This is a genomic window from Geodermatophilus amargosae (genome assembly GCF_900116515.1).
GTDB classification, from domain to species: Bacteria; Actinomycetota; Actinomycetes; order Mycobacteriales; family Geodermatophilaceae; genus Geodermatophilus; species Geodermatophilus amargosae.
Genome location: NZ_FPBA01000001.1, coordinates 442,755 through 466,477, shown reverse-complemented (window position 1 = coordinate 466,477; position 23,723 = coordinate 442,755). Strand labels below are relative to the sequence as shown.

General features: G+C 74.1%; 23 protein-coding genes and 1 tRNA gene. 7 read left to right on the top strand and 17 right to left on the bottom strand.

The features are described from left to right. Positions 1–75: 75 nt before the first annotated feature. Genes hpt through dacB form a run of 4 tightly spaced genes read right to left on the bottom strand, consistent with a single transcriptional unit; the run spans position 76 to position 4,251 of the window. Positions 76–663, bottom strand: a complete 588-nt coding sequence (hpt, locus tag BM414_RS02230) for a hypoxanthine phosphoribosyltransferase (RefSeq protein WP_175551379.1) — start codon at positions 661–663, stop codon at positions 76–78. After that, complete coding sequence (tilS, locus tag BM414_RS02225; RefSeq protein WP_093577774.1) at positions 660–1,688, bottom strand: tRNA lysidine(34) synthetase TilS; 1,029 nt, start codon at positions 1,686–1,688, stop codon at positions 660–662. The genes hpt and tilS overlap by 4 nt, the downstream gene beginning before the upstream one ends. 13 nt (positions 1,689–1,701) lie before the next feature. Beyond that, positions 1,702–2,787, bottom strand: coding sequence for a zinc-dependent metalloprotease (locus BM414_RS02220; RefSeq protein WP_093577773.1), 1,086 nt, complete (start codon positions 2,785–2,787; stop codon positions 1,702–1,704). Between the two features lie 39 nt (positions 2,788–2,826). Then, positions 2,827–4,251, bottom strand: a complete 1,425-nt coding sequence (gene dacB, locus BM414_RS02215; protein ID WP_093577772.1) for a D-alanyl-D-alanine carboxypeptidase/D-alanyl-D-alanine endopeptidase — start codon at positions 4,249–4,251, stop codon at positions 2,827–2,829. A gap of 69 nt (positions 4,252–4,320) precedes the next feature. On the opposite strand from dacB, the gene BM414_RS02210 reads away from it, so the two are divergent. After that, positions 4,321–4,812: an inorganic diphosphatase gene (locus BM414_RS02210; RefSeq protein ID WP_093577771.1), complete on the top strand. Its 492-nt coding sequence runs from the start codon at positions 4,321–4,323 to the stop codon at positions 4,810–4,812. Between the two features lie 142 nt (positions 4,813–4,954). On the opposite strand, the gene BM414_RS02205 is transcribed toward BM414_RS02210, so the two are convergent. The 5 genes from BM414_RS02205 to BM414_RS02185 form a co-directional block, all read right to left on the bottom strand. Next, complete coding sequence (locus tag BM414_RS02205) at positions 4,955–5,713, bottom strand: SAM-dependent methyltransferase (RefSeq protein WP_217644477.1); 759 nt, start codon at positions 5,711–5,713, stop codon at positions 4,955–4,957. 35 nt (positions 5,714–5,748) lie between these two features. Then, on the bottom strand, positions 5,749–6,444 hold the full coding sequence (locus BM414_RS02200; protein ID WP_093577770.1) for a PilZ domain-containing protein: 696 nt from the start codon (positions 6,442–6,444) through the stop codon (positions 5,749–5,751). Between the two features lie 59 nt (positions 6,445–6,503). After that, positions 6,504–8,909 (bottom strand): ATP-binding cassette domain-containing protein, encoded by a 2,406-nt coding sequence (locus BM414_RS02195; protein WP_093577769.1) that lies wholly within the window; start codon positions 8,907–8,909, stop codon positions 6,504–6,506. A gap of 61 nt (positions 8,910–8,970) precedes the next feature. After that, complete coding sequence (locus BM414_RS02190; protein ID WP_175551377.1) at positions 8,971–10,125, bottom strand: glycosyltransferase family 87 protein; 1,155 nt, start codon at positions 10,123–10,125, stop codon at positions 8,971–8,973. Positions 10,126–10,412: 287 nt separating this feature from the next. Continuing rightward, a complete protein-coding gene (locus BM414_RS02185) occupies positions 10,413–11,495 on the bottom strand; it encodes a hypothetical protein (protein ID WP_093577767.1) in 1,083 nt (360 codons plus the stop codon). A 377-nt stretch (positions 11,496–11,872) separates the two neighbouring features. On the opposite strand from BM414_RS02185, the gene BM414_RS02180 reads away from it, so the two are divergent. Next, a complete protein-coding gene (locus tag BM414_RS02180; RefSeq protein ID WP_139245694.1) occupies positions 11,873–12,319 on the top strand; it encodes a GtrA family protein in 447 nt (148 codons plus the stop codon). 36 nt (positions 12,320–12,355) lie between these two features. Here BM414_RS02180 and BM414_RS02175 read toward each other — a convergent pair whose 3' ends face one another. Next, a complete protein-coding gene (locus tag BM414_RS02175; protein ID WP_175551376.1) occupies positions 12,356–13,420 on the bottom strand; it encodes a phosphatase PAP2 family protein in 1,065 nt (354 codons plus the stop codon). A 135-nt stretch (positions 13,421–13,555) separates the two neighbouring features. On the opposite strand from BM414_RS02175, the gene BM414_RS02170 reads away from it, so the two are divergent. Together BM414_RS02170 and BM414_RS02165 are read left to right on the top strand one after the other, a co-directional pair. After that, positions 13,556–15,070, top strand: coding sequence for a hypothetical protein (locus BM414_RS02170; RefSeq protein WP_093577764.1), 1,515 nt, complete (start codon positions 13,556–13,558; stop codon positions 15,068–15,070). Continuing rightward, the gene (locus BM414_RS02165) at positions 15,067–15,657 is read left to right on the top strand and encodes a CDP-alcohol phosphatidyltransferase family protein (RefSeq protein WP_093577763.1); all 591 of its coding nucleotides are present in this window, start codon (positions 15,067–15,069) and stop codon (positions 15,655–15,657) included. Before BM414_RS02170 ends, BM414_RS02165 begins: the two co-directional genes overlap by 4 nt. Before the next feature lie 36 nt (positions 15,658–15,693). Here BM414_RS02165 and BM414_RS02160 read toward each other — a convergent pair whose 3' ends face one another. Continuing rightward, on the bottom strand, positions 15,694–17,220 hold the full coding sequence (locus BM414_RS02160; RefSeq protein WP_093577762.1) for a hypothetical protein: 1,527 nt from the start codon (positions 17,218–17,220) through the stop codon (positions 15,694–15,696). 104 nt (positions 17,221–17,324) lie between these two features. Here BM414_RS02160 and BM414_RS02155 point away from each other — a divergent pair, with 104 nt between their 5' ends. The 3 genes from BM414_RS02155 to dprE2 are packed head-to-tail and all read left to right on the top strand — an operon-like array spanning position 17,325 to position 19,824. Continuing rightward, the gene (locus tag BM414_RS02155; protein ID WP_139245693.1) at positions 17,325–17,696 is read left to right on the top strand and encodes a DUF2784 domain-containing protein; all 372 of its coding nucleotides are present in this window, start codon (positions 17,325–17,327) and stop codon (positions 17,694–17,696) included. A 35-nt stretch (positions 17,697–17,731) separates the two neighbouring features. Beyond that, a complete protein-coding gene (gene dprE1, locus BM414_RS02150; RefSeq protein ID WP_093577760.1) occupies positions 17,732–19,072 on the top strand; it encodes a decaprenylphosphoryl-beta-D-ribose oxidase in 1,341 nt (446 codons plus the stop codon). Next, a complete protein-coding gene (gene dprE2 / locus BM414_RS02145; RefSeq protein ID WP_245784407.1) occupies positions 19,072–19,824 on the top strand; it encodes a decaprenylphospho-beta-D-erythro-pentofuranosid-2-ulose 2-reductase in 753 nt (250 codons plus the stop codon). Before dprE1 ends, dprE2 begins: the two co-directional genes overlap by 1 nt. A gap of 28 nt (positions 19,825–19,852) precedes the next feature. Here dprE2 and BM414_RS02140 read toward each other — a convergent pair whose 3' ends face one another. The 6 genes from BM414_RS02140 to BM414_RS02115 form a co-directional block, all read right to left on the bottom strand. Further along, positions 19,853–20,719: a decaprenyl-phosphate phosphoribosyltransferase gene (locus BM414_RS02140; protein ID WP_093577758.1), complete on the bottom strand. Its 867-nt coding sequence runs from the start codon at positions 20,717–20,719 to the stop codon at positions 19,853–19,855. Further along, positions 20,716–21,219, bottom strand: a complete 504-nt coding sequence (locus BM414_RS02135) for a phosphatase PAP2 family protein (RefSeq protein WP_093577757.1) — start codon at positions 21,217–21,219, stop codon at positions 20,716–20,718. Before BM414_RS02135 ends, BM414_RS02140 begins: the two co-directional genes overlap by 4 nt. A gap of 203 nt (positions 21,220–21,422) precedes the next feature. Continuing rightward, positions 21,423–22,586 carry a hypothetical protein gene (locus tag BM414_RS02130; protein WP_093577756.1) on the bottom strand — a complete coding sequence of 388 codons (1,164 nt, stop codon included), beginning with the start codon at positions 22,584–22,586 and terminating at the stop codon, positions 21,423–21,425. 84 nt (positions 22,587–22,670) lie between these two features. Then, positions 22,671–23,081: a VOC family protein gene (locus tag BM414_RS02125; protein WP_139245692.1), complete on the bottom strand. Its 411-nt coding sequence runs from the start codon at positions 23,079–23,081 to the stop codon at positions 22,671–22,673. Between the two features lie 5 nt (positions 23,082–23,086). Further along, complete coding sequence (locus tag BM414_RS02120) at positions 23,087–23,533, bottom strand: helix-turn-helix transcriptional regulator (protein WP_245784406.1); 447 nt, start codon at positions 23,531–23,533, stop codon at positions 23,087–23,089. Between the two features lie 60 nt (positions 23,534–23,593). Next, a tRNA-Thr gene (locus BM414_RS02115) sits at positions 23,594–23,666 on the bottom strand. Positions 23,667–23,723: the final 57 nt, after the last annotated feature.

Below are 23,723 nucleotides of genomic sequence, written 5' to 3'. Positions count from 1 at the left end.
TACACCGGGGAAGCTGGCGATCCCCTGTGATCGCGCTGCCCGGGGACCGGCCGCTCCCCCGTCCGGAGGACCCGCCTACGTCGAGTAGACCTGGGGCTTGAGCGTCCCGATGTAGGGCAGGTCGCGGTAGCGCTCGGCGTAGTCCAGGCCGTAGCCGACGACGAACTCGTTGGGGATGTCGAAGCCGACGTAGCGCACCGGGACCTCGACCTTGATCGCGTCGGGCTTGCGCAGCAGGGCGCAGACCTCCAGCGAGGCCGGGCGGCGGCTGCCGAGGTTCTTGAGCAGCCAGGACAGCGTCAGGCCCGAGTCGATGATGTCCTCGAGCACCAGCACGTCCATGCCGGAGATGTCGCGGTCGAGGTCCTTGAGGATGCGCACGACCCCCGAGGAGCTGGTCGAGCTGCCGTAGGAGGAGACGGCCATGAACTCCATCTGGGTGGGCAGCCGCAGCGCCCGGGCGAAGTCGCTCATGAACAGCACCGCGCCCTTGAGGACGCCGACGAGCAGGACCTCGCGGCCCTCGTAGTCCCGCGCGATCCGGTCGGCGAGCTCGGTGATCTTGCCCTGGATCTGCTGCTCGGACAGGAGCACGTGGTCGATGTCGGGGCCGTAGCCGTGGTCGGGCCCCAGTCCAGCAGGGGTCGACGCGGTCTCGCTCACGGATGCTGCTCCTCCGGATCGGGGGCGACTCCGGCCCTCCCGCCCGAGGAGCCGGCGGGCCGCAGCACCAGCCTGCCAGACGCCCGGAGCGCCTCCGCACCGCCCGGCAGGGCGACCGGTCCCTGCCCGTGCCACCCGGTCACCAGCGCGTCGACGGCGCCCAGGTGCACCGCCTGGAGGTCGCCCACCCCCGCACCGCGCAGCCACCCGCGCAGCACCCGGCGGCGCAGCGCGGCCGGCAGGTCCGCGACGCCCGCCGCCGGCAACCCGTCCGCAGCCGGCAGCCCGGCCGGGCCGGCCAGCCGGGCGAGGTGTTCCCCGGCCAGGGCGTCGAGGGCGTCGAGGTCCTCGCGCAGCAGGTCCGCCGTCCGGGCGAGGGCGGGGGCGACACCGCCGCCGAGGACGTCCTCCAGCAGCGGCAGGACCTCGGCGCGCAGCCGGGCGCGGCGGTAGGCCGGGTCGGTGTTCCACGGGTCGTCCCACACCGGCAGGCCCTGGGCGGCGCAGGCGGCGCGGGTGGTCTCGCGCCGGACGCCGAGCAGCGGCCGCCAGAACGGCGGGCGCTCGGCCACCATCCCGGCCACCGACCGCGGGCCGGACCCGCGGCCGAGGCCCAGCAGCACGGTCTCGGCCTGGTCGTCGAGGGTGTGGCCGAGGGCGACCCGCGCCCCGGCCCCGCCGGCGCACCGGGTCAGTGCGTCGTACCGGGCGGTGCGGGCCGCGGCCTCGGGGCCACCCGCGGTGCCGACGGCGACGGGGACGACGAGCACCGGGTCCAGGCCGAGGCCGCGCAGAAGGCCGACGGTGTCCCGTGCCCGCTGCGAGGAGCCGGGCTGCAGGCCGTGGTCCACGGTCACCGCCCCGGCCGGCACCCCGGCGCGCGGGGCCTCGAACGCGACGGCGGCGGCCAGCGCGAGGGAGTCCGCTCCCCCGCTGACCGCCACCAGCACCGGCTGCGACGACGCCCGCAGGCCCGGCCGGACGGCGCTGCGGACGGCCGCGACCGCCGGCGGCGGGCCGCTCACCGCAGCCGGGGCGTCAGGCGGTGACGGCCGGGCGGCCGTGCACCCGCTCGACCCAGCGGGCCGGCTCGGTGAGCTCCTCGACCAGCGGCAGGTTCTCCGGGCCCGCCCACACCCGGTTGAACCCCTCCATGCCGACCAGGTCGACGACGCCACCCACGAAGGTCCGCCCGTCGGCGTACTGCTTCATCTTCTGCTCCAGGCCGAGCAGCCGGCGCAGCACGCGGTCGAGCGGGCCGCGGCCCTTGCGCCGCTGGGCGAAGCGCTTGCGCAGGGTGCGCACCGAGGGCACGACGTCGGGGCCCACGCCGTCCATCACGAACTCGGCGTGCCCCTCGACCAGGCTCATCACGGCGGTGACCCGGTCGAGGACGGCGCGCTGCTCGGGGTCGCGGACCAGGGCCATGAGGCCAGCCGAGGCGCCGTCGTCGTCGGTGCCGCGGACGGCGTCGGCGAGGCCGCGCATCAGGTCGGACATGCGGTCGCGCAGCGCGTCGGGGCTGAGGTCGGTGGCCTCGACGAACTCGGAGATCTGCGCCTCGAGGTGGTCGCGCAGCCACGGGAAGGCGGTGAACTGCAGCTGGTGGGTGACCTCGTGCAGGCAGACCCACATGCGGAAGTCGGTCGGGTCGACGCCCAGGCGCCGCTCGGCGTCGACGATGTTCGGCGCCACCAGGAGCAGCCGGCCGCCGGTGCCGAACACCTCGTACTGGCCGAGCACCCGGGAGGAGAGGAACGCGAGCAGGCCGCCGGCCTGCACGCCGGTGGCGCGCGAGCCGATGGCGGTGGCCAGCGGCCCGGGCGGGTTCTCCGACCGCTCGAGGAGCGCACCGGCCAGCGGGTCGAGCAGCGCGGCCATGCCGGTGGTGTTGGCGTCGATCCAGCCGGGCCGGTCGACGACGGCGACCTCCGGGACCGGCCCGCCCTCGACCGGGTGCAGCCCGGTCAGCCCCTCGACGTGGGCGACGGCGGCCGCGGCGGCCGCGTGCAGCTCGGAGACGACCGCGGTGGCCTCCTCGCGGGTGGTCGCCGGACCTGCCCCGGCCAGCTTGCGGGCGGTCCGCCCGGCGAGCTGCCAGTCGACGAGTGCGCTGCTGCTCATCACCTCACGGTACGCGGGCGACCTCTGCGCCACCCCCGGTCAGCGGCATCCGCAGCCGGCCAGCGCGGCGGCCACGGCGTCGAGCGCGGCCTCCTCCGGCCCGCCCCCGCCGGTGGTCCCGTTGGCCACCAGCGCGTAGGCCAGCAGCCGGCCGTCGGCGGTCACCACGGTGCCGGCCAGGGCGTGCACGCCGAGCAGGGTGCCGGTCTTGCCGCGGACGGCGCCGGGTGCGGTGGCGGGGTCGGCGTCGCCGCGGTCGGCCAGGGTGCCGTCGTAGCCGGCCACCGCCAGGCCCGAGACGACGGCCGAGGCACCGGCGAGGGAGCCGTCGGCGGCGCCCGCGAGGACGTCGGCCAGGACGGCGGGGGTCACGAGGTCCAGCCGGGACAGCCCGCTGCCGTCGTGCAGGTCGACCTCGGAGGTGTCGACGCCGGCGTCGGCGAGCGCCCCGGTGACCGCCTGCGCTCCCCCGTCGAAGGTCGCCGGGAGGCCGCGGGCCAGGGCCACGTGGCGGGCCAGGGAGTCGGCCAGCAGGTTGTCCGACTGCGACAGCGCCTGCTCGACCAGGCGCGCGATCGGCGCCGAGGAGACGCTGCCCAGCGTCGTGGCGCCGTCGGGGGCCTCGCCCAGCTCGACGGTCGCGCCGGGGACGCCGAGCGCGGCGGCCAGCGCCCGTCCGGCGTCGGTGCCCGGTGCGCCGCTGCGGGCGTTCTCCCCGGGGGTCACCCGCGCGCCGTCCACCGCGGCGGCGGTGACCGGGGCGGCGTAGCTCGACGGCGCGTCCTCGGGTCCCCAGCCGTCCGCGGTGAGCGGCCCCTCGAACAGCGTGGTGTCGACGACGACCCGGCCGACCGTGGTCCCCGGCGGTAGCGCGGCCTGCACCTGGGCGGCGAGGTCGGCCACGGTCGCCGCGCCCGGGTAGGTGAGCGAGGGGCTCGTCGTCGAGAGGGTGGGGTCCCCGCCGCCGACCAGCACGACCTCGTCCGGCGTGGCCCCGGCGACGACCGTCGTCTCCAGCGTGTCGTCGGGGTCGAGGGCGGTGAGCGCGGCGACGGAGGTCAGCAGCTTGGCCGTCGAGGCCGGCGTCACGGGCTCGTCGGCGCCCTGGTCGAACAGGGTGTCCCCGGCGGCGACGTCGACCACCTCGGCGCTCACGCCCCCGGCGAGCGCGGGCGTCGCCAGCAGCGGGGCGAGCGCGGCCGCGACGGCACCGGGGTCGGGTGCGGGGGCGTCGGAGGACAGCGCGGCGAGCACGGGTGCCGGCTCGCCGACGCCGGGGAGCTCCGCGGTGGGCCCGGCCGCCGCGCCGCCCGTGGCGTCGTCGTCGCGGCCGAGGAACAGCACCGCGCCGACGACCAGCGCGGCAACCACGAGGAGGGCCACGAGGCTCAGCAGGAGGCGCCGGCGCAGCCGCCCGTAGCTCGGCGTGACGGTCGTCGACCCACTCGGCTCGATGGTGCCCACCCCCCGGAAGAGACCCCCGGGGCGGACCTGCGCCGGTGGGCCTGATACCGGTGGGCCACACTACGTGCCGTGCAGTTCGACGTGACGGTAGAGATCCCCAAGGGCCAGCGGAACAAGTACGAGCTGGACCACGCCACCGGGCGCATCCGGCTCGACCGGATGCTGTTCACCTCGACCCGGTACCCGGCCGACTACGGGTACATCGAGAACACCCTGGGTCAGGACGGTGACCCGCTCGACGCCCTCGTGCTCCTCGAGGAGCCGACCTTCCCCGGGTGCCTGATCACCTGCCGGGCCATCGGCATGTTCCGGATGACCGACGAGGCGGGTGGCGACGACAAGGTCCTCACCGTCCCGGCCACCGACCCCCGCATGGCCCACCTCCAGGACATCACCGACGTCTCGGAGTTCGACCGGCTGGAGATCCAGCACTTCTTCGAGACCTACAAGGACCTGGAGCCGGGCAAGTCGGTCGAGGGTGCCAACTGGGTCGGCCGCGCCGAGGCGCAGGCCGAGATCGAGGCCTCCATCAAGCGGGCCCAGGAGGCCGGCGGCCACTGACGGCCCCCTCCCCCCGACCCTCCTGAGCGCACGACGGACGACGGACGGCGGTGCACCCCACCCGGGGTCGCACCGCCGTCGTCGTCTCAGGACCGGACGTCGTGCAGGACGACTCAGCGACCCCTGTCGTGCAGGACGACGGTCAGGAACCCCTGTCGTGCAGGACGACGGTCAGGAACCCCAGCTCGCCGCGGTAGCCCTCCAGCCACTGGCGGCGGTGCGTGCGGGCGGCCTCCAGGGCGGCCTCCCGTTCGGCTCCGGCCGCCTCGGTGAGCGCCCACTCCGTCAGCGCGCCGGTCCAGCACCACTCGTACTCGTCCCACTCGGCGAGCGTGGACAGGTGCGCGTAGCCGGGCTCGAAGCCGCAGCCCTGCACCTCGGCCAGCAGCCCGGGCAGGTCGGGCAGCTCGCCGGGCTCGGCGCCGAGGCCGGCCAGCGCCGCCTCACCGGGGCCGGACTCCCAGAAGCCGTCGCCGAAGAGCACCCGGCCGCCGGGGCGCAGGGAGCGGCGGACGGCGTCGAGGGTCCCGGCCGGACCGCCGAAGACGTGCGTGGCGCCGATGCACACGACGGCGTCGAAGGGGCCGCCCTGCCAGGTCGCGGCGTCGTCCTGCACGAACTCCACGCGGCCCGTCACGCCGCGCATGGCGGCCCGGTCCCGCGCGGCGTCCAGCGCGGGCGCCGAGGTGTCCACGCCGACGCCCACCAGCTCGGGCCGCGCGGCCAGCAGCGGGAGCAGCCACGCGCCCGAGCCGCAGCCGAGGTCGAGCACCCGCCCCCGCGCGAGCGGGGCGAGCCGCTCCAGGAGCCGCGCGAGGGCGTCGTCGGAGACCGGGGCGGCGACCGGGTGCCAGCGGTGCGCGACCGCGCTGACCAGGGCCCGGTCCAGGGTGCTGTCCACCCGCGCAGTCTGGCGCAGCGGCTCAGGTGCGGGCGTCAGATGAGGCCGCGTGACCGCAGGTCGCGCAGTTCGGCGAAGACCCGCCGCCGGATGGCGTCCTCGCGCTTCTCCCCGAGCCCGACGAAGCGGAGGGACAACTCGCTGTGGTGGTCCTCCCGCGCGTGCCGACGGATGACCTCGGCCTTGACCGCGAGGCGGTCGCCGTGGAGGTCCACGACGACGGGGAGGACGGCACCGACCTCGATCTCCGGCTTCGCCACGCCTGGCCTGCCGGTCAGCAGGCAGCGGGTGCCGCCCTCGCTGAGGTCGACGGTGGTCCCGACCAGCACCCGGTCCCCCAGGGCCACCTCGATCGACACCGACATCGGGGCGCGGACGGCGCTGCGCCGCTGGCCGCGCGACGCGGGCCCGACGACCTTCAGCCGCCACGTCGGCGAGTCGCCGGCGACCACCTCGACCAGCTGCGCGGGTAGGGACCGCAGCTCCTCGGGCCCCCGCCAGATCAGCTCGACGTGCTCGCCGGTGTCCAGCCGCACGCGGCGCTTCTGGGCGTCCTCGCCGACGCTGACCACCAGCTCCGAGCCCGACACCTCCTCGACGAAGCTGATCAGCACGTCGGAACGGCTGCTCGCCTTGATGTCGAGCACCGCCCTCTCCTCGGGGTGGTCCACTCCAGGCGTCGCCATCATCGCCCTCCCTGTCCGCGTGTCCGGGTACACCGGGATGGACATCGGCACGGACCTGCGGGAAGTGGAGTCGGAAGACGCGGAAGGCGGTGACGCCGCCGCCCTCAGGCTCCGACGTAGGCCGCCAGGTGCTCGCCGGTGAGGGTCGAGCGGGCGGCGACGAGGTCGGCGGGTGTGCCCTCGAAGACGACCCGGCCGCCGTCGTGCCCCGCACCGGGACCGAGGTCGATGATCCAGTCCGCGTGCGCCATGACCGCCTGGTGGTGCTCGATGACGATCATCGACCTGCCGGAGTCCACCAGCCGATCGAGCAGGCCGAGCAGGTTCTCGACGTCGGCGAGGTGCAGGCCGGTGGTCGGTTCGTCGAGGACGTAGACCTCGCCGCTCTCGCCCATCTGCGTGGCGAGCTTGAGCCGCTGCCGCTCCCCGCCGGACAGCGTGGTGAGCGGCTGGCCGAGGCTCAGGTAGCCCAGCCCGACGTCGGCGAGGCGGGACAGGATCTTGTGGGCGGCCGGGATGCGCGCCTCGCCGTCGCCGAAGAACTCCTGGGCCTGCGTCACCGACATGGCGAGCACCTCGCTGATGTCCTTGCCGTTGTCGCCGCCGCCGAGCCGGTACTCCAGCACCGCCGCCTGGAAGCGCTTGCCCTCGCACTCCTCGCAGGGCGACTCGACGGTCGCCATGACCCCCAGGTCGGTGAAGATGACGCCGGCGCCGTTGCAGGTGGGGCAGGCACCCTCGGAGTTGGAGCTGAACAGCGCCGGCTTCACGCCGTTGGCCTTCGCGAACGCCTTGCGGATCGGCTCGAGCAGGCCGGTGTAGGTGGCCGGGTTGCTGCGACGCGAGCCCCGGATCGCGCCCTGGTCGATCAGGACCACGCCGTCCCGGCCGGCGACCGAGCCGTTGACCAGCGAGCTCTTGCCGGAGCCGGCGACGCCGGTGAGCACGCAGAGCACTCCCAGCGGGATGTCGACGTCGACGTCCCGGAGGTTGTGCGTCGACGCGCCGCGGACCTCCAGCGCACCGGACGACGGACGCACCGAGTCCTTGACGCCCGCCCGGTCGTCGAGGTGCCGGCCGGTGGTGGTGCCGCTGGCGCGCAGCCCCTCCACGGTGCCCTCGAACACCACCTCCCCACCGCCCGTGCCGGCGCCGGGGCCGAGGTCGACGACGTGGTCGGCGATCGCGATCATCTCCGGCTTGTGCTCCACCACGAGCACGGTGTTGCCCTTGTCCCGCAGCTGGAGCAGCAGGCCGTTCATCCGCTGGATGTCGTGGGGGTGCAGCCCGATCGAGGGCTCGTCGAAGACGTAGGTGACGTCGGTGAGCGACGAGCCGAGGTGGCGGATCATCTTGGTGCGCTGCGCCTCGCCACCCGACAGGGTCCCCGCCGGCCGGTCGAGGGAGAGGTAGCCCAGCCCGATCTCCGCGAAGGAGTCGAGGAGGTGCCGCAGGCCGGCGAGGAGCGGGGCGACGGACGGCTCGTCGAGCGCGCGGACCCAGGCGGCCAGGTCGCTGATCTGCATCGTGCAGAGGTCGGCGATGTTCTTGCCCTGGATCCTCGACGACCTGGCCTCCGGGCTGAGCCGGGTGCCGTCGCACGCGGGGCAGGGCTGGAAGGTGATCGCGCGCTCCACGAAGGCGCGGATGTGGGGCTGCATCGCGTCGACGTCCTTGGAGAGCATCGACTTCTGGATCTTGGGGATGAGGCCCTCGTAGGTGAGGTTGATGCCCTCGACCTTGATCTTGGTCGGCTCCTTGTAGAGGAGGTCGTGCATCTCCCTCTTCGTGTACTCCGCGATCGGCTTGTCCATGTCGAAGCCGGCGCCGCTGAAGATCCGGCCGTACCAGCCGTCCATGCTGTAGCCGGGGACCGTCAGTGCGCCCTCGCCCAGCGACTTGGTCTCGTCGTACAGCGCCGTGAGGTCGAAGTCGGAGACCGAGCCCATGCCCTCGCAGCGCGGGCACATGCCGCCCATGTAGACCACGTCGCGGACCACGGCCTTCTCCACCCGGCCGCCGGCCTTCTCGGTGCTCATCACCCCGCTCGCCTTCCGCGTGGGGACGTTGAACGAGAACGCCGTGGGGGGACCGATGTGCGGCGTGCCCAGCCGGCTGAACAGGATCCGGAGCATCGCGTTGGCGTCCGTGGCGGTGCCGACGGTGGAGCGCGGGTTGGCGCCCATCCGCTCCTGGTCGACGATGATCGCCGTCGTCAGGCCCTCGAGCAGGTCGACCTCGGGCCGCGCCAGCGTGGGCATGAAGCCCTGCACGAAGGCGCTGTAGGTCTCGTTGATCAGCCGCTGCGACTCCGCGGCGATGGTGCCAAACACCAGCGAGCTCTTGCCCGAGCCGGACACGCCGGTGAAGACGGTCAGCCGGCGCTTCGGGATCTCGACGCTGACGTCCTTGAGGTTGTTCTCGCGCGCTCCGTGCACGCGGATCAGGTCATGGCTGTCGGCGACGTGCTCCGCGGACGTCAGCGGGTCGGTGCTGGTGACGGTGCTCATCGTCTCTCCGTCCGTCAGGCAGGACCGCAGTCGTCACGCAGTCGCGTCAACGGTTGGCTGTCTACCTGATCGGTGTGTCGAGCGGGAGTGGCGGGACACCACCGAGCCCGGACGCGGAGATGCCGGACCGGCGGTACGGCGCGGCCGTCTCCGAGCGGTGCGGGACCACGGCGCAGGCGCCGAGCAGCAGCAGCCAGCCCGCGAGCGGCAGCAGGCGCAGGAGCGTGTCGGGCAGCCCGGTCAGGTCTTCCACGTGCCAGGCGTCGTTGGTCGCGAACAGGTAGACCCCCGCCCAGGCCGGCCAGGTGCGCACCAGGCTGTCGCGCCGGACCGCGGTCACCAGGAGCGGCAGCAGGTAGATGCTGTAGTTGGCCCACGAGAAGGACGACGCCAGCAGCGTGCCCAGCATCAGCAGCGGCACGACCTCCAACGGGGCCTGCGGGTGGGACCGCCGGCGCCACGCCACCCAGCAGGCCAGACCGAACGCTGCCACCCGCAGCGCCAGGTCGAGCGCCGGCGGCAGGCCGAGCTGGACGGCGGCACCGTGGAGGGAGCGGTTGAACGGGGTCAGCTCGGGACGGTTGCCCCCGGCCAGCAGCGGCAGGACGTCGCTGAAGAACACGGCGCGGTCCGGCACGGTCAGCACCCCGACCGCGGTGAGCACCACTCCGCTGGTGGCGGCCGCGAGCAGGGCCCGTCCCCGCCCCAGGACGACGAGGGCGACCACGACCGGGGCCAGGGTGGGCTTGACCGCGCACACGGCGCCGAGCAGGGCACCGGCTGCGACGTCTCGGCGGGCCAGGAGCAGTGCGATGACGCCTGCCTCGGCGAGCAGGAGGACGGTGTCGACGTTGCCCTGGTCCAGCAGCCCGACCAGCGGCCGGCTGTGGGCGAGGACCAGCAGCACCCCGGGCAGGACGGGCGACGTCACACGGATCCCGACCAGGCGCAGCAGCAGCACCGTCGCAGCGACCACGGCGACCAGGCCGACGAGCACGACGACGACCACCGCGCCACGGAACGGCAGCAGGCCCAGCGGCGCGAGGAGCCAGCCGGCCAGCGGGGGGTAGATGAACTCCAGGCGGGCGTCGTACAGGGGCCCGCCGGCGGCCAGGCTGGCGCCGCTGCGCCACAGGATCGCCAGGTCCGAGGCGGTCCCCGTGGACGAACGCACCGCCACGTGCAGCAGGGAGCCCACGGCCAGCGGCCACAGCACGACACGGACTGCATGCGTCCATGCCACGCGTGTCAGGCGTCCGGCCGGGGGGAGGTCCCCGAGGGGGGCGCGGCAGCCGACGCCGGCGTCCGCCGGCACCGACGTGCCGGCACTCGCGGCCCGGGTCGTCCGCTGCATCGCCGCCTCCCCGCAGCCGGAACGGCAGGCTCCGCACAGCGCGAGGCCAGGCTCGGGAGTGCCCAGGAGCGCCTGCGTGAACCGCCCGCGTCCACCGAGATCCCCGTATGGGCCACGGGAGTCCGACGCGACGGGGCCGGCCGCGGCTGCTAGCGGCGATCCGTGGCGACGGGGAAGACCCACCGGCGCCCGGGCCACTCGGAGACGCACCAGAGCTCCTCCCCTGGGCAGGTCCAGGCCAGGTCCTCCGGCCCGCTCGGCAACACCCCCCGGTTGCGGTGCCACGTGCCCGGGGCGCCGACGTACAGGTCCCCGGCGGACCCCCTGCCGTTGCTCGCCGTGACGAACCACGTGGACTCGTGCACGGCCACCCCCTGCATGCGGCGCGGTTGGTCCTCGTGGACCTCGAGCGGAGCCCACCGGCCGTGGCCGTCGACGGCCGGGAGGCCCGTCCGAGGGTCGACGGGATAGCGCGCGAGCCGGGGCGGCCGATCGTCCTTGCGCCGGTACTCCCCGACGACGAGCGTCGGCCGGCCCTCCACCTCCCCGGTGGACAGGAACGAGTACCGCAGTCGACGCCGTCCCGCGCGCAGCGGGACGCGGAACGCCATGAGCTGGGGGAGCACGTAGTCGCACCCCCAGACATCGGAGCCGTCCACGGCGGACCGCCGCAGCGCGCCGATCCTGGCGGGGGACGCGTCGCCCGCTGCCCCGGTGGGCCGGCGAGGGACCGCCATGACGTCCCCGAGGCGGAAGACCCGCATCCCGAAGAGGGTGTCGGCGACCAGGAGGAGGTCACCGTGGACGGCGATGCCCCCGGCGTGCACGGGGACGGTGCCCATGGCCAGGACCCCGAGACGCCGGTGTGGCACGACCAGCAGGACGTGCCGGTAACGGGGACCCTCCGGGTGCGAGCGGTCGACGACCGAGATCCGCGAGCCCGGCGTGCGGAACAGCCGGCCGCGCTTGGCGTACCAGCTCACGAACAGCACGCCGCCGGACCGGGTGCTCGCCACACCCTGCGGCCACCACGTGGGGTCGTTGCGGTCCAGGTCGTCCCAGGTGAAGCCCTCACCCGCGGCCTCGCCCGGGACCGGGCACCGTTCGGCGGCGCGGTCGAGGTCGCCGAGGACGCCGTCGAGTCCGACTCTCCGCAGTCGCGCGCTCAGCCGGCCGACGAGGTGGGCCCGGGGCCGTGTCGCCGTCAGTGCGAACGGCGGTGCAGCGCGCATGCGGTGCATTCTCGACCGGCCCCTGCCGGTCGGCGGACCGGACAGGGCGACGTGCACTCGGCAGGGGCCCCTCATGTGGACTGCCGGCCTCGCCGGTCGCCGCCGGAGGGGTGATCGCCGCGGACGTCCACGGCGGGGGGTGACCTCCACGGGCGGCTGACCTGGATCTACGACCGGTACCATCGGGCGGTGGCTTGGGATCCCGCGCACACGGCGCCGCGACCCGCGGGGTCCCGTTCCCCGACCGGCCGCCGTGGTGCCCGGGAGTCCGCTCCGGAGGTCGTCCGGCGCGGGTCCGCCAGGACGCGGGTGACCGGCCTCCCGCGGCATGCGCCAGGAGCCGCCCTCCAGCGGCTGCCGGTGTGAGCCCGCGGACCGTGGCACTGGGAGAACGCGGACGGGCCCTCGGGCGGGAGGCGTCGGGGTTCATGGCGGCCGGCGCGTTCGGCGTGGTCGTCGACATCGGGGGGTACAACGCCCTGGTGCACCTGGGCGGGGACGGCCTGCTGGACGACCAGCCGCTGGTCGCCAAGACGATCTCTCTCGTCGCGGGCACCACCGTCGCCTACGTCGGGAACCGGTTCTGGACGTATCGGGACCGGCCGCGTGGCCGGCTCGCGCGGGAGTACTCGCTGTACATGGCGCTCAGCGCCGTCGCTCTCGTGATCTCGCTCGTCTGTCTCGCGGTCTCGCGCTACGTCCTCGACCTCAGGAGCCCGGTCGCCGACAACGTGGCGGCCAACGTGGTCGGCCTCGCACTCGGCAGCCTCTTCCGCTTCCTGACCTACCGGCGGTACGTGTTCCCGGACCAGCCCGCGACCTGATCGGCGTCGGTGTGGGAGGCCGGACCGCCCCCTGCGTCAGGACGGGGACGGAGCCGCCTGCGTGCGGCGTCGGAAGCGGCGTCGCCGCTCGCGTGCCCCGGCCACGCCGGTCTCGTGCGGCACGCGCACGGATTGCCGCCGGCCCCGGAACTGACCCGTGCCCCATGCGGCGAGCAGGACCGAGAGTGCGCCGATCGCCAGCCCGGCGACGTCATCGAGGAGGTAGTGCCAGCCGAAGTAGATCGTCGCGATGGCGGTCAGCCCGAAGAAGCCCCAGAGCGCCGCGCGTACCGCGACCGACGCGACCACGAACTGCGCGATGAGCGCGGCGGTGAAGATGATCGACACGTGCAGCGACGCGAAGGCGGCGATGCTGTTGAGGCGCTCGGTCCCCTGTGGGTCGCCGAGGACGATCCAGCGGGACACCAGCAGGCTGTCCTGGAGCCGGGACACGCCGGTCTCGGGGAGGTCCCAGAACAGCCCCGGCTGCGCGTAGACCGGGCCTCTCGACGGGAGGACGTAGTAGCTGGCGGTACCGAGCGCCCAGTTGAGGCACAGCGCCGTGACGTACCAGCAGGCGTGCCCGGACCGGCCCCGCAGGACGAGGGCGAGCCCCAGGGAGGCCGGCACGAACACCAGGAACGCCAGGTAGACCCACGACAGGACGTGCGCGGCGACACCGGTGCCGAGCAGGTCGTGCAGCACCTCGGCGGGCGCGACGCCTCCCGTGAGCGCCCGGTCGGTCCCCGCCAGCTCGTCGTCGACCAGGCCAGGCCGGAGGAGGGGCAGGTAGTTCTTGAGGTTCCGGTAGGCGACGTACGTGACGTAGAAGGCCGCGAGCCCGACCAGGACCGGACGGAGCCGGCGCCAGGGCCAGCGGTCGCGAGCGACGCCGAGGACCTCCTCCGGAACCGCCCTGGGTGAGCGGGCGCGCACCAGGGCGCGGGGCAGCACGTCGACCGCGAGCAGCAGCGCCGCGATCAACGGCAGCCGCACGTAGGTCGGGCCGAGGAACCCGTCCGGGTCGCGCAGCGGCAGACCCAGGACCACGGCGCAGACGACGGCCACGGCACCCGTGACGAGCGCGACGGCGACGGCCATGCCGTAGGCGTGGCGGTCGCGAGGTCCACGGGCGGCGGGTTGGTCCATACGCGACTATCTTCTCTGAATCGTCGGCCAGCACACGTCGTCGTCCGAATCGCCTTCTGCGTTCGAAGCCGCCCGAAACGGAGCGCTGTGGGGACGGTCAGTCTACCGGTCGAGGAGATCTCGTCACCTCGCCCACACCCCCGCCGCTGGTGGCCGGGCCCCGGCTGGGCCGTCGTCGGACTCTCCGCGGTCGTCCACCTGGCGCTGTGCTGGCTCTTCCGGGGCTTTCTGACCGACGACGCCTGGATCTCGGTCCGGTACGCGGAGAACCTCGCGGTCGGCGAGGGGTTCGTATGGAACCCGGGAGGCCCTCGCGTCGAGGGCTTCAGCAACCCGCTGCTCGTCGCCGTGGAGGCGCTGGCCTCGTGGGCCGGCTGGTCCGCTCCCGGGGCGGCCCGCCTCCTGGGCGTGGCGGGCGGCCTCGCCTGCGTGGTGCTCGTCTACGTCGCGGGCCGCCGCGTCGTGGGTGAGTCCGCGGCCCGGATCGCCTCGGTGCTGACCGCCTGCAGCGCGCCGTTCGCCCTGTGGGCCGTCGGCGGCCTGGAGACGCTGCTGGTGGCCTTCGCCGTCACCGCGGGCACGCTCGAGGTCGCCCGACGGGACGGCGGCAGGGTCCTGCGCGCCGCCGCGGCGTTCGCCGTGCTGCCGTGGCTGCGCCCGGAGGGCCTCGCCGTTGCGGCGGCCGTGGTGGCGCTCGGCGAGGTCCCGGGCCTCTTCCGGGCGGCGACGCGCCGGCGCGCGTGGCGACGTGCCCTGCTGCTCGGGGGCATCCCGCTCGGCTCGCAGATCGCGCTCGAGGCCGTCCGGCTCGGGATCTACGGGCACCTGCTCCCCAACTCGGTGCTCTACAAGTCCGGCGCCGGCGACGGGTTCACCGTGCTCGGCAAGTTCCTCGACCAGGCCCTGCTGCCGACGGTGCTGGCGGCGGTCGGTGCACTGATCCTGACCGGCAGGGCGCGACTCCTCGCGGTCCCGGCGCTCGTCTACGGGCTGGGGTCCATCGGCACGCTGGACAGCGCCAACGCCTACAGCCGGTTCTTCATGCCGGTCTGGCCCCTGGTCGCGCTGCTGACGGCGGTCGTCGTCGGGTACGGCGTCACGGCCCTCGCCCGGCGCCGCCGCACGGTGAGCGCCGCCGCACTGGTCGTCGTCGCCGCCCTCCTGGTGCTGGCGCTCCCTCCCGGCGACGTCCGGAGCGTGCACGCCATGCAGGAGCGGTACACCGACTGCAGGGTCGGCGCCCGGGAGTCGGCCGTCGACTGGCTGCTGGCGACGCCGCCGGACACGTCGTTCGCCATCTCCGACGCCGGCCTGGTGCCGGCCCGCGCCGGGGGGCGGCTCGTCATCGACGACTTCTTCCTCAACGAGCCGCTGATCCAGGAGACCGGCCGGATCCCGTTCCGCGAGCGGGCGGACCTCGTGCACGACCGCGACCCGGACGTCCTCGTGCTCGCGAGCCGGGACGACAGCCGGTTCGTCGGCTACTACCCGACCGAGCAGGCGATCCACGACCACCCGGACATGGCGGAGTACCGCCTCGCCCACGTGGCAGCCGGGCAGGGCGCCTCCTGCCGGTACCACCTCATGGTGTTCCAGCGATGACCAACGAGATGTGGACGCTGCCCAACGCCCTCACCGGACTGCGCCTGCTCGCCGTGCCGGTCCTCGGCTCGGTGCTGGTCGTCTCGGGAGACACCTCCAGGGGCCGGTGGATCGCCCTCGCCCTGTTCGTTGCTGCATCCCTCACCGACGTCGCGGACGGCTGGCTCGCACGGCGGCGGAACCAGTGCACCGACTTCGGCGCCCTCGTCGACCCGATCGCCGACAAGGCCCTGATCGCCACGACGCTGATCTGCATGTCCGCCCGCGACCTCGTCCCCTGGTGGGCGACCGTGCTGGTCCTCACCCGCGAGGCGGCTGTCACGGTCCTGCGACTTGCGGTCCTGCACCACGGTGTCATCCCAGCGAGCCGCGGCGGCAAGGCGAAGACGGCAGCGCAGACCTCGCTGATCGTGCTCGCGCTGGCGGCGCCCTGGTGGACGGAGGTCCTGGCGGCCGTGGTGATGGCGACCGTCGTCTGGACGGTGGTCACCGGCCTGGACTACGGCGTGAAGGCAGCGGCGCTGACCCGGGCCCGACCTCCTTCCCTGCAGCCGGCGGCGGTCCCCGGACGGCAGGTGCCCCGCTGACCGCCGTCCGGCCGCGGACGGAGGATCACGGGCTCGTCAGCAGGGCGGTGGTGGCGCCAGCTCCCGGGTGAGATCCGCACGCAGCCACACCCGGTAGCCGCAGATCTCGGCGACGACCCGGTAGCGCTGGTGCAGGAGGTCCCGCAGCCGCGACCCCTCGTCGATGCCCCAGGCGTTCAGCCCGTTGACCTGGACGACCCACGACGGCGCATCGGGCCCCGCCAGGGTGGCCCGCAGCCGGGTCTGTCCGGGGTCGAGCGTGCGCATCGCCGCGCTCCACAGGTGGGGGTACGACGACGGCATGTCCGCCGTCTCCAGGACGGAGGGCAGGCCGTACGCCACGAAGCCCGTGTCGCTCGCCGCCTTCGAGTCGGCCAGCCACTCGCCGGTCCGCTGGCTGGACCAGGCCGACGGGACGGTGGCGTGGACCACGCCCGAGACCAGGGTGCCGACGAGAGCGGCGGCTGCGACCAGCCTGCAGCAGGCCCGCATCCAAGCGCCGGGGCGGGAGACCGACGGAGCCAGCGCGCCGGCGGAGAGGACTGCCGCCGGCGCGAGTTGCAGCAGGTAGGGGGGCCAGTAGGCGCCACCCGACGCGATGCCCACGAGCCCGAACACGAGGAGCAGGGTGACGACCCTCGCGTCGACCGACCGCTGCCGCGGGCCGCGGCGCGCGGTGAGGAGCCAGGTGATCACGATCGGCAGGAGGCCAGTGACCGAGCCCAGGACGAGCAGCAACCCCGCCCTGCGGATCGAGTCGTCGGGACTGGTCGACCACAGGGCGTCGAACGCGACACCACGGGAACCGACGAGGTCGTGCCATGCGTCGGCCGGCTCGATCCGGGCGACCGTCAGCCACAGCCAGGACAGTGCACCCGGGAGCAGCGCGCCGAGGAGGCCCCCGCCTCCGACGAGGAGGGCGCGGCGGCGGTCGGCGCCCTGGCACCACCACCCCCACAGCACCAGGCCCGCGAGGAGGAGCAGGCCCTCCAGCAGGCTCTGCTTGACCAGCGGTGCGGCTGCGCCGGCCGCGCCGGCGGCGACGGCCCACCCGAACCGGCGCGTGGCGGAGTCGGCGTTCCATGCGGACAGAGCCAGCGCGAGCGCCGCCATCACGAACGCCGCCCCGAACAGCTCGCCGTCCGCCTGCTCCGCCGCCAGCGCCGGAGAGCACATGATCCCGGCGGCCACCACGGCGGCCCATCGCCCGCCGGCCGGGCCTGCCAGCAACGTGCCCGCGCGCCAGCCGGCGAGGACGAACAGCAGGACGAACGGGATCGCGAGGACGCGGATCGCCTGGTCCCACTCCGTGAGCGACGCGACCTCGAAGAGCAGCATCAGCAGCGGCGGCCGGTCGACGAAGTAGTCGCCGTACAGGAACTCCCCGCCGGTGTGCCACTGCCGCGCCACCAGCAGGTAGCCGCCCTCGTCGTTCCGCAGCGGCCTCAGCACGTACGTCGCGCGGACGAGCACCACCACCAGGCAGAGCGGGACGAGGAACCGCCGGGTCGAGGTCCGGGGGGAGGGGACGGGCTCGAGGTCCCGGGCCGCAGGCGAGGCCACGCCTCATTCAACCGCGGACGCCGTGCCGCGACGCCCCGCACCGCCCACCGCCCCGCCCGTCGCAGACCCGGTGCGGCAGGTCACCCGGGTCCTATGCTCCCCACGTGGCGAGCGGGCTGGCTGTGGTGGCCGCGGTGGTGGTCGCCACCGTGCACATGGGCTTCCTGACCTACATCGTGTTCGGCGGGTTCCTGGCGCTGCGCAGGCTGGCCTGGCTGTGGCCGAGCGTCGCGTCGACCCTCTACGCGGCCTACGTGACGCTGGCTGACTTCACGTGTCCCCTCACCACTCTGGAGAAGTGGCTGCTCGAGGTCGGCGGCAGGGTGCCGTACGAGGGCAGCTTCATCGCGCACTACCTGCACGACGTCCTCTACCCGGCGCATTACGAGACGGCGGCCTGGCTGACCTCGACGGGCATCGCCCTCGTGTCCTACGCCGTCGTGCTCACACGGTGGCGGCGTTCCCTGGTCGTCTGACGAGCGGATCGCGGCGGTCTCACTACGCTGGTCTGATGAGGGCGCTCGCCGGGTGGGGACGTACGGCGCCCTCGATGGCCGACGTCCGCATGGCGGGCGAGGACGAGCAGCTGGCCCGGGCGGTGGCCGCGGCCACGGGTCGTGGGGTCATCGCCCGCGGCCTCGGCCGTTCCTATGGCGACCCCGCTCAGAACGGCGGCGGCGTCGTGCTCGACATGACGTCGCGTGCCCGGATCCTGTCGGTGGACGTCCCCAGCGGACGCGTGCTGGTCGAGGCGGGTGCGTCTCTGGACCAGCTGATGCAGCAACTGCTCCCCATGGGCCTCATGGTCCCGGTGTCACCCGGCACGCGTCAGGTCACGGTGGGCGGAGCCGTCGCCGCCGACATCCACGGCAAGAACCACCACGTGGCGGGCAGCTTCTGCGACCACGTCGAGTCCCTGGATCTGCTGACCGCCGACGGCGAGGTCCGCCGGGTCTCACGCGAGTCGGATGCGCAGCTGTTCTGGGCGACGGCCGGCGGCATGGGACTGACCGGGGTCGTCCTGCGGGTGGTGCTGCGGATGTCCCCCGTGGACAGCGCCCACTACGTCGTCGACACCGAGCGGGCGCGCGACCTGGACGACCTCATGGCGCGCCTGGAGGCCGACGACCACCGGTACACCCACTCGGTCGCGTGGATCGACTGTCTCGCCGGCGGGAGGGCGCTGGGCCGGTCGGTGATCACCCGTGGCCGCTCGGCACGTGTGGAGGAGCTTCCGCGGCGCCTGCAGCAGGCGCCGCTGTCCTTCCGGCCGAACACCCGGCTGACGGTCCCCGACGTCTTCCCGCCGCGCGTGCTCAACGGCCTGACGGTGCGCGCCTTCAACGAGCTGTGGTTCCGCAAGGCGCCGCGCAGGGTCCGCCGGGACGTGCAGGGTCTGAGCCAGTTCTTCCACCCCCTCGACGCCCTGCGGGACTGGAACAGGGTCTACGGGCCGCGCGGCTTCGTGCAGTACCAGTTCGTGGTGCCGTTCGGCGAGGAGCAGGCGCTGAGAACCATCGTGCGGCGGCTGTCGGACGCCGGGACCGCCTCCTTCCTGGCCGTGCTCAAGCGCTTCGGCAGCGGCAACGAGGGGCTGCTGTCCTTTCCTGCGCCTGGCTGGACGCTCGCCCTCGACATCCCCTTGGCCGGCGGTCTCGGGGAGTTCCTGGACGACCTGGACCGCAGCGTCCTGGACGCCGGGGGCCGGCTCTACCTCGCGAAGGACTCGCGGGCCACGGCCCGGACGGTCCACGCCATGTACCCCGGCGCGGAGGAGTTCCGAGAGGTGCGTGACAGGGTGGACCCGAACCGCCACTTCCGCTCCGACCTGGCCAGGAGGCTCGACCTGTGATGGACGCCGTCGGGAACGTGCAGCGGGTCCTGCTGCTCGGTGGCACGTCCGACATCGGGCTCGCGGTCCTGCGCGAGCTGGCCGGCGGCCGCCCGGTCCGCGCCGTGCTCGCCGGCCGCCCGGGCGACCGCCTCGACGCCGCCGCGAGCGACCTGCGCGCCGCCGGCCACGACGTCACCGTGCTGCCGTTCGACGCCGAGGACGTCGCGTCCCACCCGCGCGTGATCGAGCAGGCCTTCGCCCACGGCGACGTCGACGTGGCCGTGGTCGCCTTCGGGGTGCTGGGGGACCAGGAGCAGGCGTGGCAGGAGCACCGGGCGGCGGTGCGGCTGGCTCAGGTGAACGTCACGGCGGCCGTCTCGGTCGGGGTCGAGCTGGCGCGGCACCTGTCCGCCCAGGGACGGGGATCGGTCATCGCCCTCAGCAGCGTCGCGGGTCAGCGTCCGCGGCGGTCCAACTTCGTCTACGGAGCGACGAAGTCCGGGATGGACGACTTCTTCACCGGCCTGCGAGAGGCCCTCCGGCCGGCAGGGGTCTCCGTGCTCGTCGTCCGCCCCGGGTTCGTCCGGACCAGGATGACCGAGGGGCTGCCGGCCGCCCCACTCGCCGTCGACGCGGACGCCGTCGCGCGGACAGTCGCCCGGGCCTGGCGCGCGGGCCGGGAGGTCGTGTACGCACCTGCCGCGCTGCGGCTGGTGATGGTCGTGCTGCGGCTGCTGCCGGCACCGCTGTTCCGGCGACTCCCCGTCTGACGAGGCTCGACCGGCGCGTGCGGTGGGCTCAGGTGTAGACGGCCGCCGCGAGTGTCGTGACCCAGATCCCGCCGAGCAGGAGCAGGATGCGGTCCCGGACCACCATCCGGTCGGGCGCCTCCGCGACACCGGCGTCGACGTCGACGGCGAAGCGCAGGACCGCCAGCACGAACGGGATCAGGGACACCACGGGCCACGTCGAGTCGGCGCCCTCCCCCACCTCGAACGCCCACAGTGAGTAGGTCACGACCACGGCGGTGCCCGACATCGTCCAGACGAAGCGCAGGTAGCTGGCGGTGTAGCGCTCGAGTACCTGGCGAACGGGCTCCCCGGTGCGCTCGCCGAGACGGATCTCGGCGTAGCGCTTGCCGGCCGCCATGAACAGCGACCCGAAGGCCGCGGTCATGAGGAACCACTGGGACAGCGGGATGCCCGTGGCGACCCCACCCGCCAACGCGCGGAGCAGGAAACCGCTGGCGACGCTCGCCAGTTCGAGCACCGGCTCGTGCTTGAGCCCCAGGCAGTAGGCGATCTGGATGGCCTCGTAGACGGCGATCACGAGGACCAGTTCGGGTCGCGCGGCCAGCGCCACGAGCAGGGCAGCGCCGAGCAGCAGCACCGCCAGGACGGTCGCCGTGTCCGGCGAGAGCTCACCGGACGCGATCGGCCGCCCCCGCTTGACCGGGTGCGCGCGGTCGGCGTCGACGTCGAGGACGTCGTTCAGGACGTAGATGCCCGACGCCGCGACGCAGAAGGCGGCGAAGGCGATCGCGGCCCCGGCCACCGCCGACCAGCTCAGCAGCTGCCCGGCGGGCAGCAGCGGGGCCAGGACGAGGACGTTCTTGGTCCACTGTTGCGGCCGCGTGACCCGTGCGACGGCGACGAGTGAGCTCACCGTGCACCCCGCCGGTGACCGATCGGTGCCAGCGCTGCCACGGCGCTGCCGAGCGCGATGCCCGACGCGACGTCCGAGGGGTAGTGCACGCCCAACCCGAGCCGGGACCACGCCATGGCCACCGGCAGGACGGCGGTCAGTCGCGTTCCCACCAAGCGCCCGTACAGGATCGCGGCGGTCGTGGTCGACGCAGCGTGGCTGGAGGGGAAGCTCCACCGGCTCGGCACCGCCACGTGGGCGCCCAGGGACGGGTGTGTGGGGCGGACGCGACGGACCACGCGCTTGAGGACCACGCTGCTGCCGTGCGACGCCAGGACGGCCACGACCGCCTGCACCCAGTGCTGCCGGCCTCGGACGTCCACTGCCGCACCGACCAGACCGGCGGCGATCCAGGCGGCGGCGTGCTCGCCTGCCCGGTCGAGGAGCGTCGCTGCCTGCAGGGTCCGGGGCCCGATCGTCCACCGCTGCACGGCGAGCACCATCCACGTCTCCCCGGACATGTGTCCGTGTTCCTCCTGGGGTCGTGCGGAGCGATGTGGCCGTGGAGCGATCGCAGTGCCCGTCACGTTCACCGTATGGCGGTACCACCGTCGGCGCCCGCCGACCGGTGGCCGGGACCGCACCCCCGTGGTCGCCACCGCCAGGTCGCAGCAGACGGGACCGGCGACTCCAGTCGGTGCAGGAGGGGCGTGCCGAGCTGACCTCAGGGCCGCAAGGGCGGTGCCCGGTCGACCCGCAGTGGACCCCAGGGGTGGACCCTGGGGTCCCGGAACGCAACACCGGCGACCGCCAACGCCACCGCAGCAGCGATCGCCGCCACGGACACCGGCTCGGGAGGTCCGGTCGGCTCGACGAGGACGACGGTGGAGACCAGGCCCGTGAGCGCCAGTCCCCACCAGCGGCGGAAGTCGACTCCCGCCGCGGACAGGGCAGTGGCGACCAGGGCGTGGGCGCTGGCCGCCAGACGGTACCGGCCGTCGGCACCGGCGCCGAGCAGTTTCCCGATGACGTCTGCGGTGACCGTGTAGAGCCCAGCCCACAGGCCGAGGGACAGCCCCACCGCCGTCGGCCGGAAGAGCCGGAAGAACGCCAGGTTCTCGACGAAGCCACGATCCACGGCGCTGAGCGAGTCCCCCATGGCGCCGGGCGGTTCCGCTCCCGCGCGGGCCGCCTCCGCCCGCGCGGCGGCCACGGCGTCCCGCGGCGCCGGCACGAGGAGGCTGGCACCGGCCACGAGCGCACCGGGCCCCAGGACGCCTCCGAGGATCCACCGTCGTGCCGTCTGGCTCGCCCCGTGCCTGTCGGCGAGACGGCGGACGGCGGCGATCGCCGTGGGCGTCAGCACGGCGAGCAGGAACTCCTCACTCGCCACCGCAGCGGTGACGGCTCCGGCTAGCAGGGCAGCGCCCATCGGCAGCGGCAGCGGCAGCCAGAGCGCCCGACCGGTTGACATCAGCGCCAGCACCAGCACGCCGACGGCGTCGTACCGACCGGCGTCACGCAGGAGGAGGCCGCACGTCAGCGGGGAGGAGAGCAGGAGTCCGGCCGCCACCGTGCGCGGCACCTCCCCCGGCGCGCGGAGGGCCGCCTCCACCGCCACGGGCACGACCGAGAGGGCTGATGCGCGCGCCAGGCCCATCGCCGTCCGCTCCACCTGGGAGTACGTGGGCGCTCCCCCTGCGACCCGTCTCAGAACCTCGCCCGGCAGTCCGCGGCGCACGAACCCGGAGCGGTAGTCCAGCCAGTAGCCAGATGCCTTGTACCCCGTCACCGGCCGGTCGAGGGCGTTCCGGACGGTCGGCCGGAGGAGTCCGGCGACGAGCCTCGTGCGGCGTCCGACCGTGCCACCGAGCCGGGCGACCGTCACCGGGCGCAGCGTACGGCGAGACGTCGGTGAGGGCCCGTCGGACCGTGGTGTCCGACAGAGGGTGACCGGTGCCGGCCGGACGGCTCAGTGCAGCTCCTGGATGCGGACCATGTTGCCGGCGGGGTCCCGGAAGGCGCAGTCACGCACCCCGTAGGGCTGCTGGGTCGGCTCCTGGACGACCTCGGCGTCGCCGGCCTGCAGCCGCTCGAAGACGCCGTCGAGGTCCTCGGTGGCGAGGACGACGGAGGCGTAGGTGCCCTTCGCCATCATCTCGGTGATGGTGCGGCGCTCGTCGTCGGTGATCCCCGGGTCGGCGCCCGGCGGGTGCAGGACGATGGCCGTCCCCGCTCCGCCGGGGGGCCCGACCGTGAGCCAGCGCATCCCGTCGTACCCGACGTCGTTGCGGAGCTCGAAGCCGAGGATGTCCCGGTAGAAGGCCAGGGCGGCGTCGGGGTCGTCCTGCGGGAGGAAGGTGTAGTGGATGGTGAGGTCCATGGCGATCACGCTAGGGACGGCTCGCCGGCCGGCGCTTCTCGATTCCTGACCGGTCGGGTGACCTGCTTGGCCACGCACGCCGGGATGCCCACCGTGGCCTCCGCCGCCAGTCGCCGGTAGGTGCTCGGCGGCATCCCGACCAGCTCGGTGAAGCGGGTGCTGAAGGTGCCCAGCGACGAGCAGCCGACCGCGAAGCACACCTCGGTGACGCTGAGGTCGCCCCGCCGCAGCAGCGCCATCGCCCGCTCGATGCGCCGGGTCATCAGGTAGCTGTAGGGCGACTCGCCGTAGGCCTGCCGGAACGCGCGGCTGAGGTAGCCGGCCGACACGTGCACGCCGCGGGCGAGCGCCTCGACGTCGAGCGGCTGGGCGTACTCCCGGTCGATCCGGTCGCGCACGCGACGCAGCCGCGCGAGGTCGCGGCGGCGCTGCTCGGCCGAGCTGCTGGGCACCCGCGGATCGTGCCACGGGCCGGCCACGTTCCCGGAGGACCGGGACGCGGGCGGGAGGAGAGCCGCCTGTCGGAATCGAACCGACGACCTTCTCATTACGAGTGAGATGCTCTACCGACTGAGCTAAGGCGGCGGGCGTGCGGGCAACAGCCTACGACACCGCCGTCCGCGGCCCGCGTGGACCCGGGGG

Bases quoted from the DNA above. Each gene is read 5' to 3' on its own strand.
- BM414_RS02125 (WP_139245692.1), bottom strand. From the start codon at position 23,081: ATGGACCTCACCATCCACTACACCTTCCTCCCGCAGGACGACCCCGAC.
- BM414_RS02220 (WP_093577773.1), bottom strand. From the start codon at position 2,787: ATGAGCAGCAGCGCACTCGTCGACTGGCAGCTCGCCGGGCGGACCGCC.
- BM414_RS02200 (WP_093577770.1), bottom strand. From the start codon at position 6,444: ATGTCCATCCCGGTGTACCCGGACACGCGGACAGGGAGGGCGATGATG.
- BM414_RS02135 (WP_093577757.1), bottom strand. From the start codon at position 21,219: ATGTCCGGGGAGACGTGGATGGTGCTCGCCGTGCAGCGGTGGACGATC.
- dprE1 (WP_093577760.1), top strand. From the start codon at position 17,732: ATGAGGGCGCTCGCCGGGTGGGGACGTACGGCGCCCTCGATGGCCGAC.
- BM414_RS02195 (WP_093577769.1), bottom strand. From the start codon at position 8,909: ATGAGCACCGTCACCAGCACCGACCCGCTGACGTCCGCGGAGCACGTC.
- BM414_RS02175 (WP_175551376.1), bottom strand. From the start codon at position 13,420: ATGGCCGTCGCCGTCGCGCTCGTCACGGGTGCCGTGGCCGTCGTCTGC.
- dprE2 (WP_245784407.1), top strand. From the start codon at position 19,072: ATGGACGCCGTCGGGAACGTGCAGCGGGTCCTGCTGCTCGGTGGCACG.
- BM414_RS02185 (WP_093577767.1), bottom strand. From the start codon at position 11,495: ATGCGCGCTGCACCGCCGTTCGCACTGACGGCGACACGGCCCCGGGCC.
- BM414_RS02165 (WP_093577763.1), top strand. From the start codon at position 15,067: ATGACCAACGAGATGTGGACGCTGCCCAACGCCCTCACCGGACTGCGC.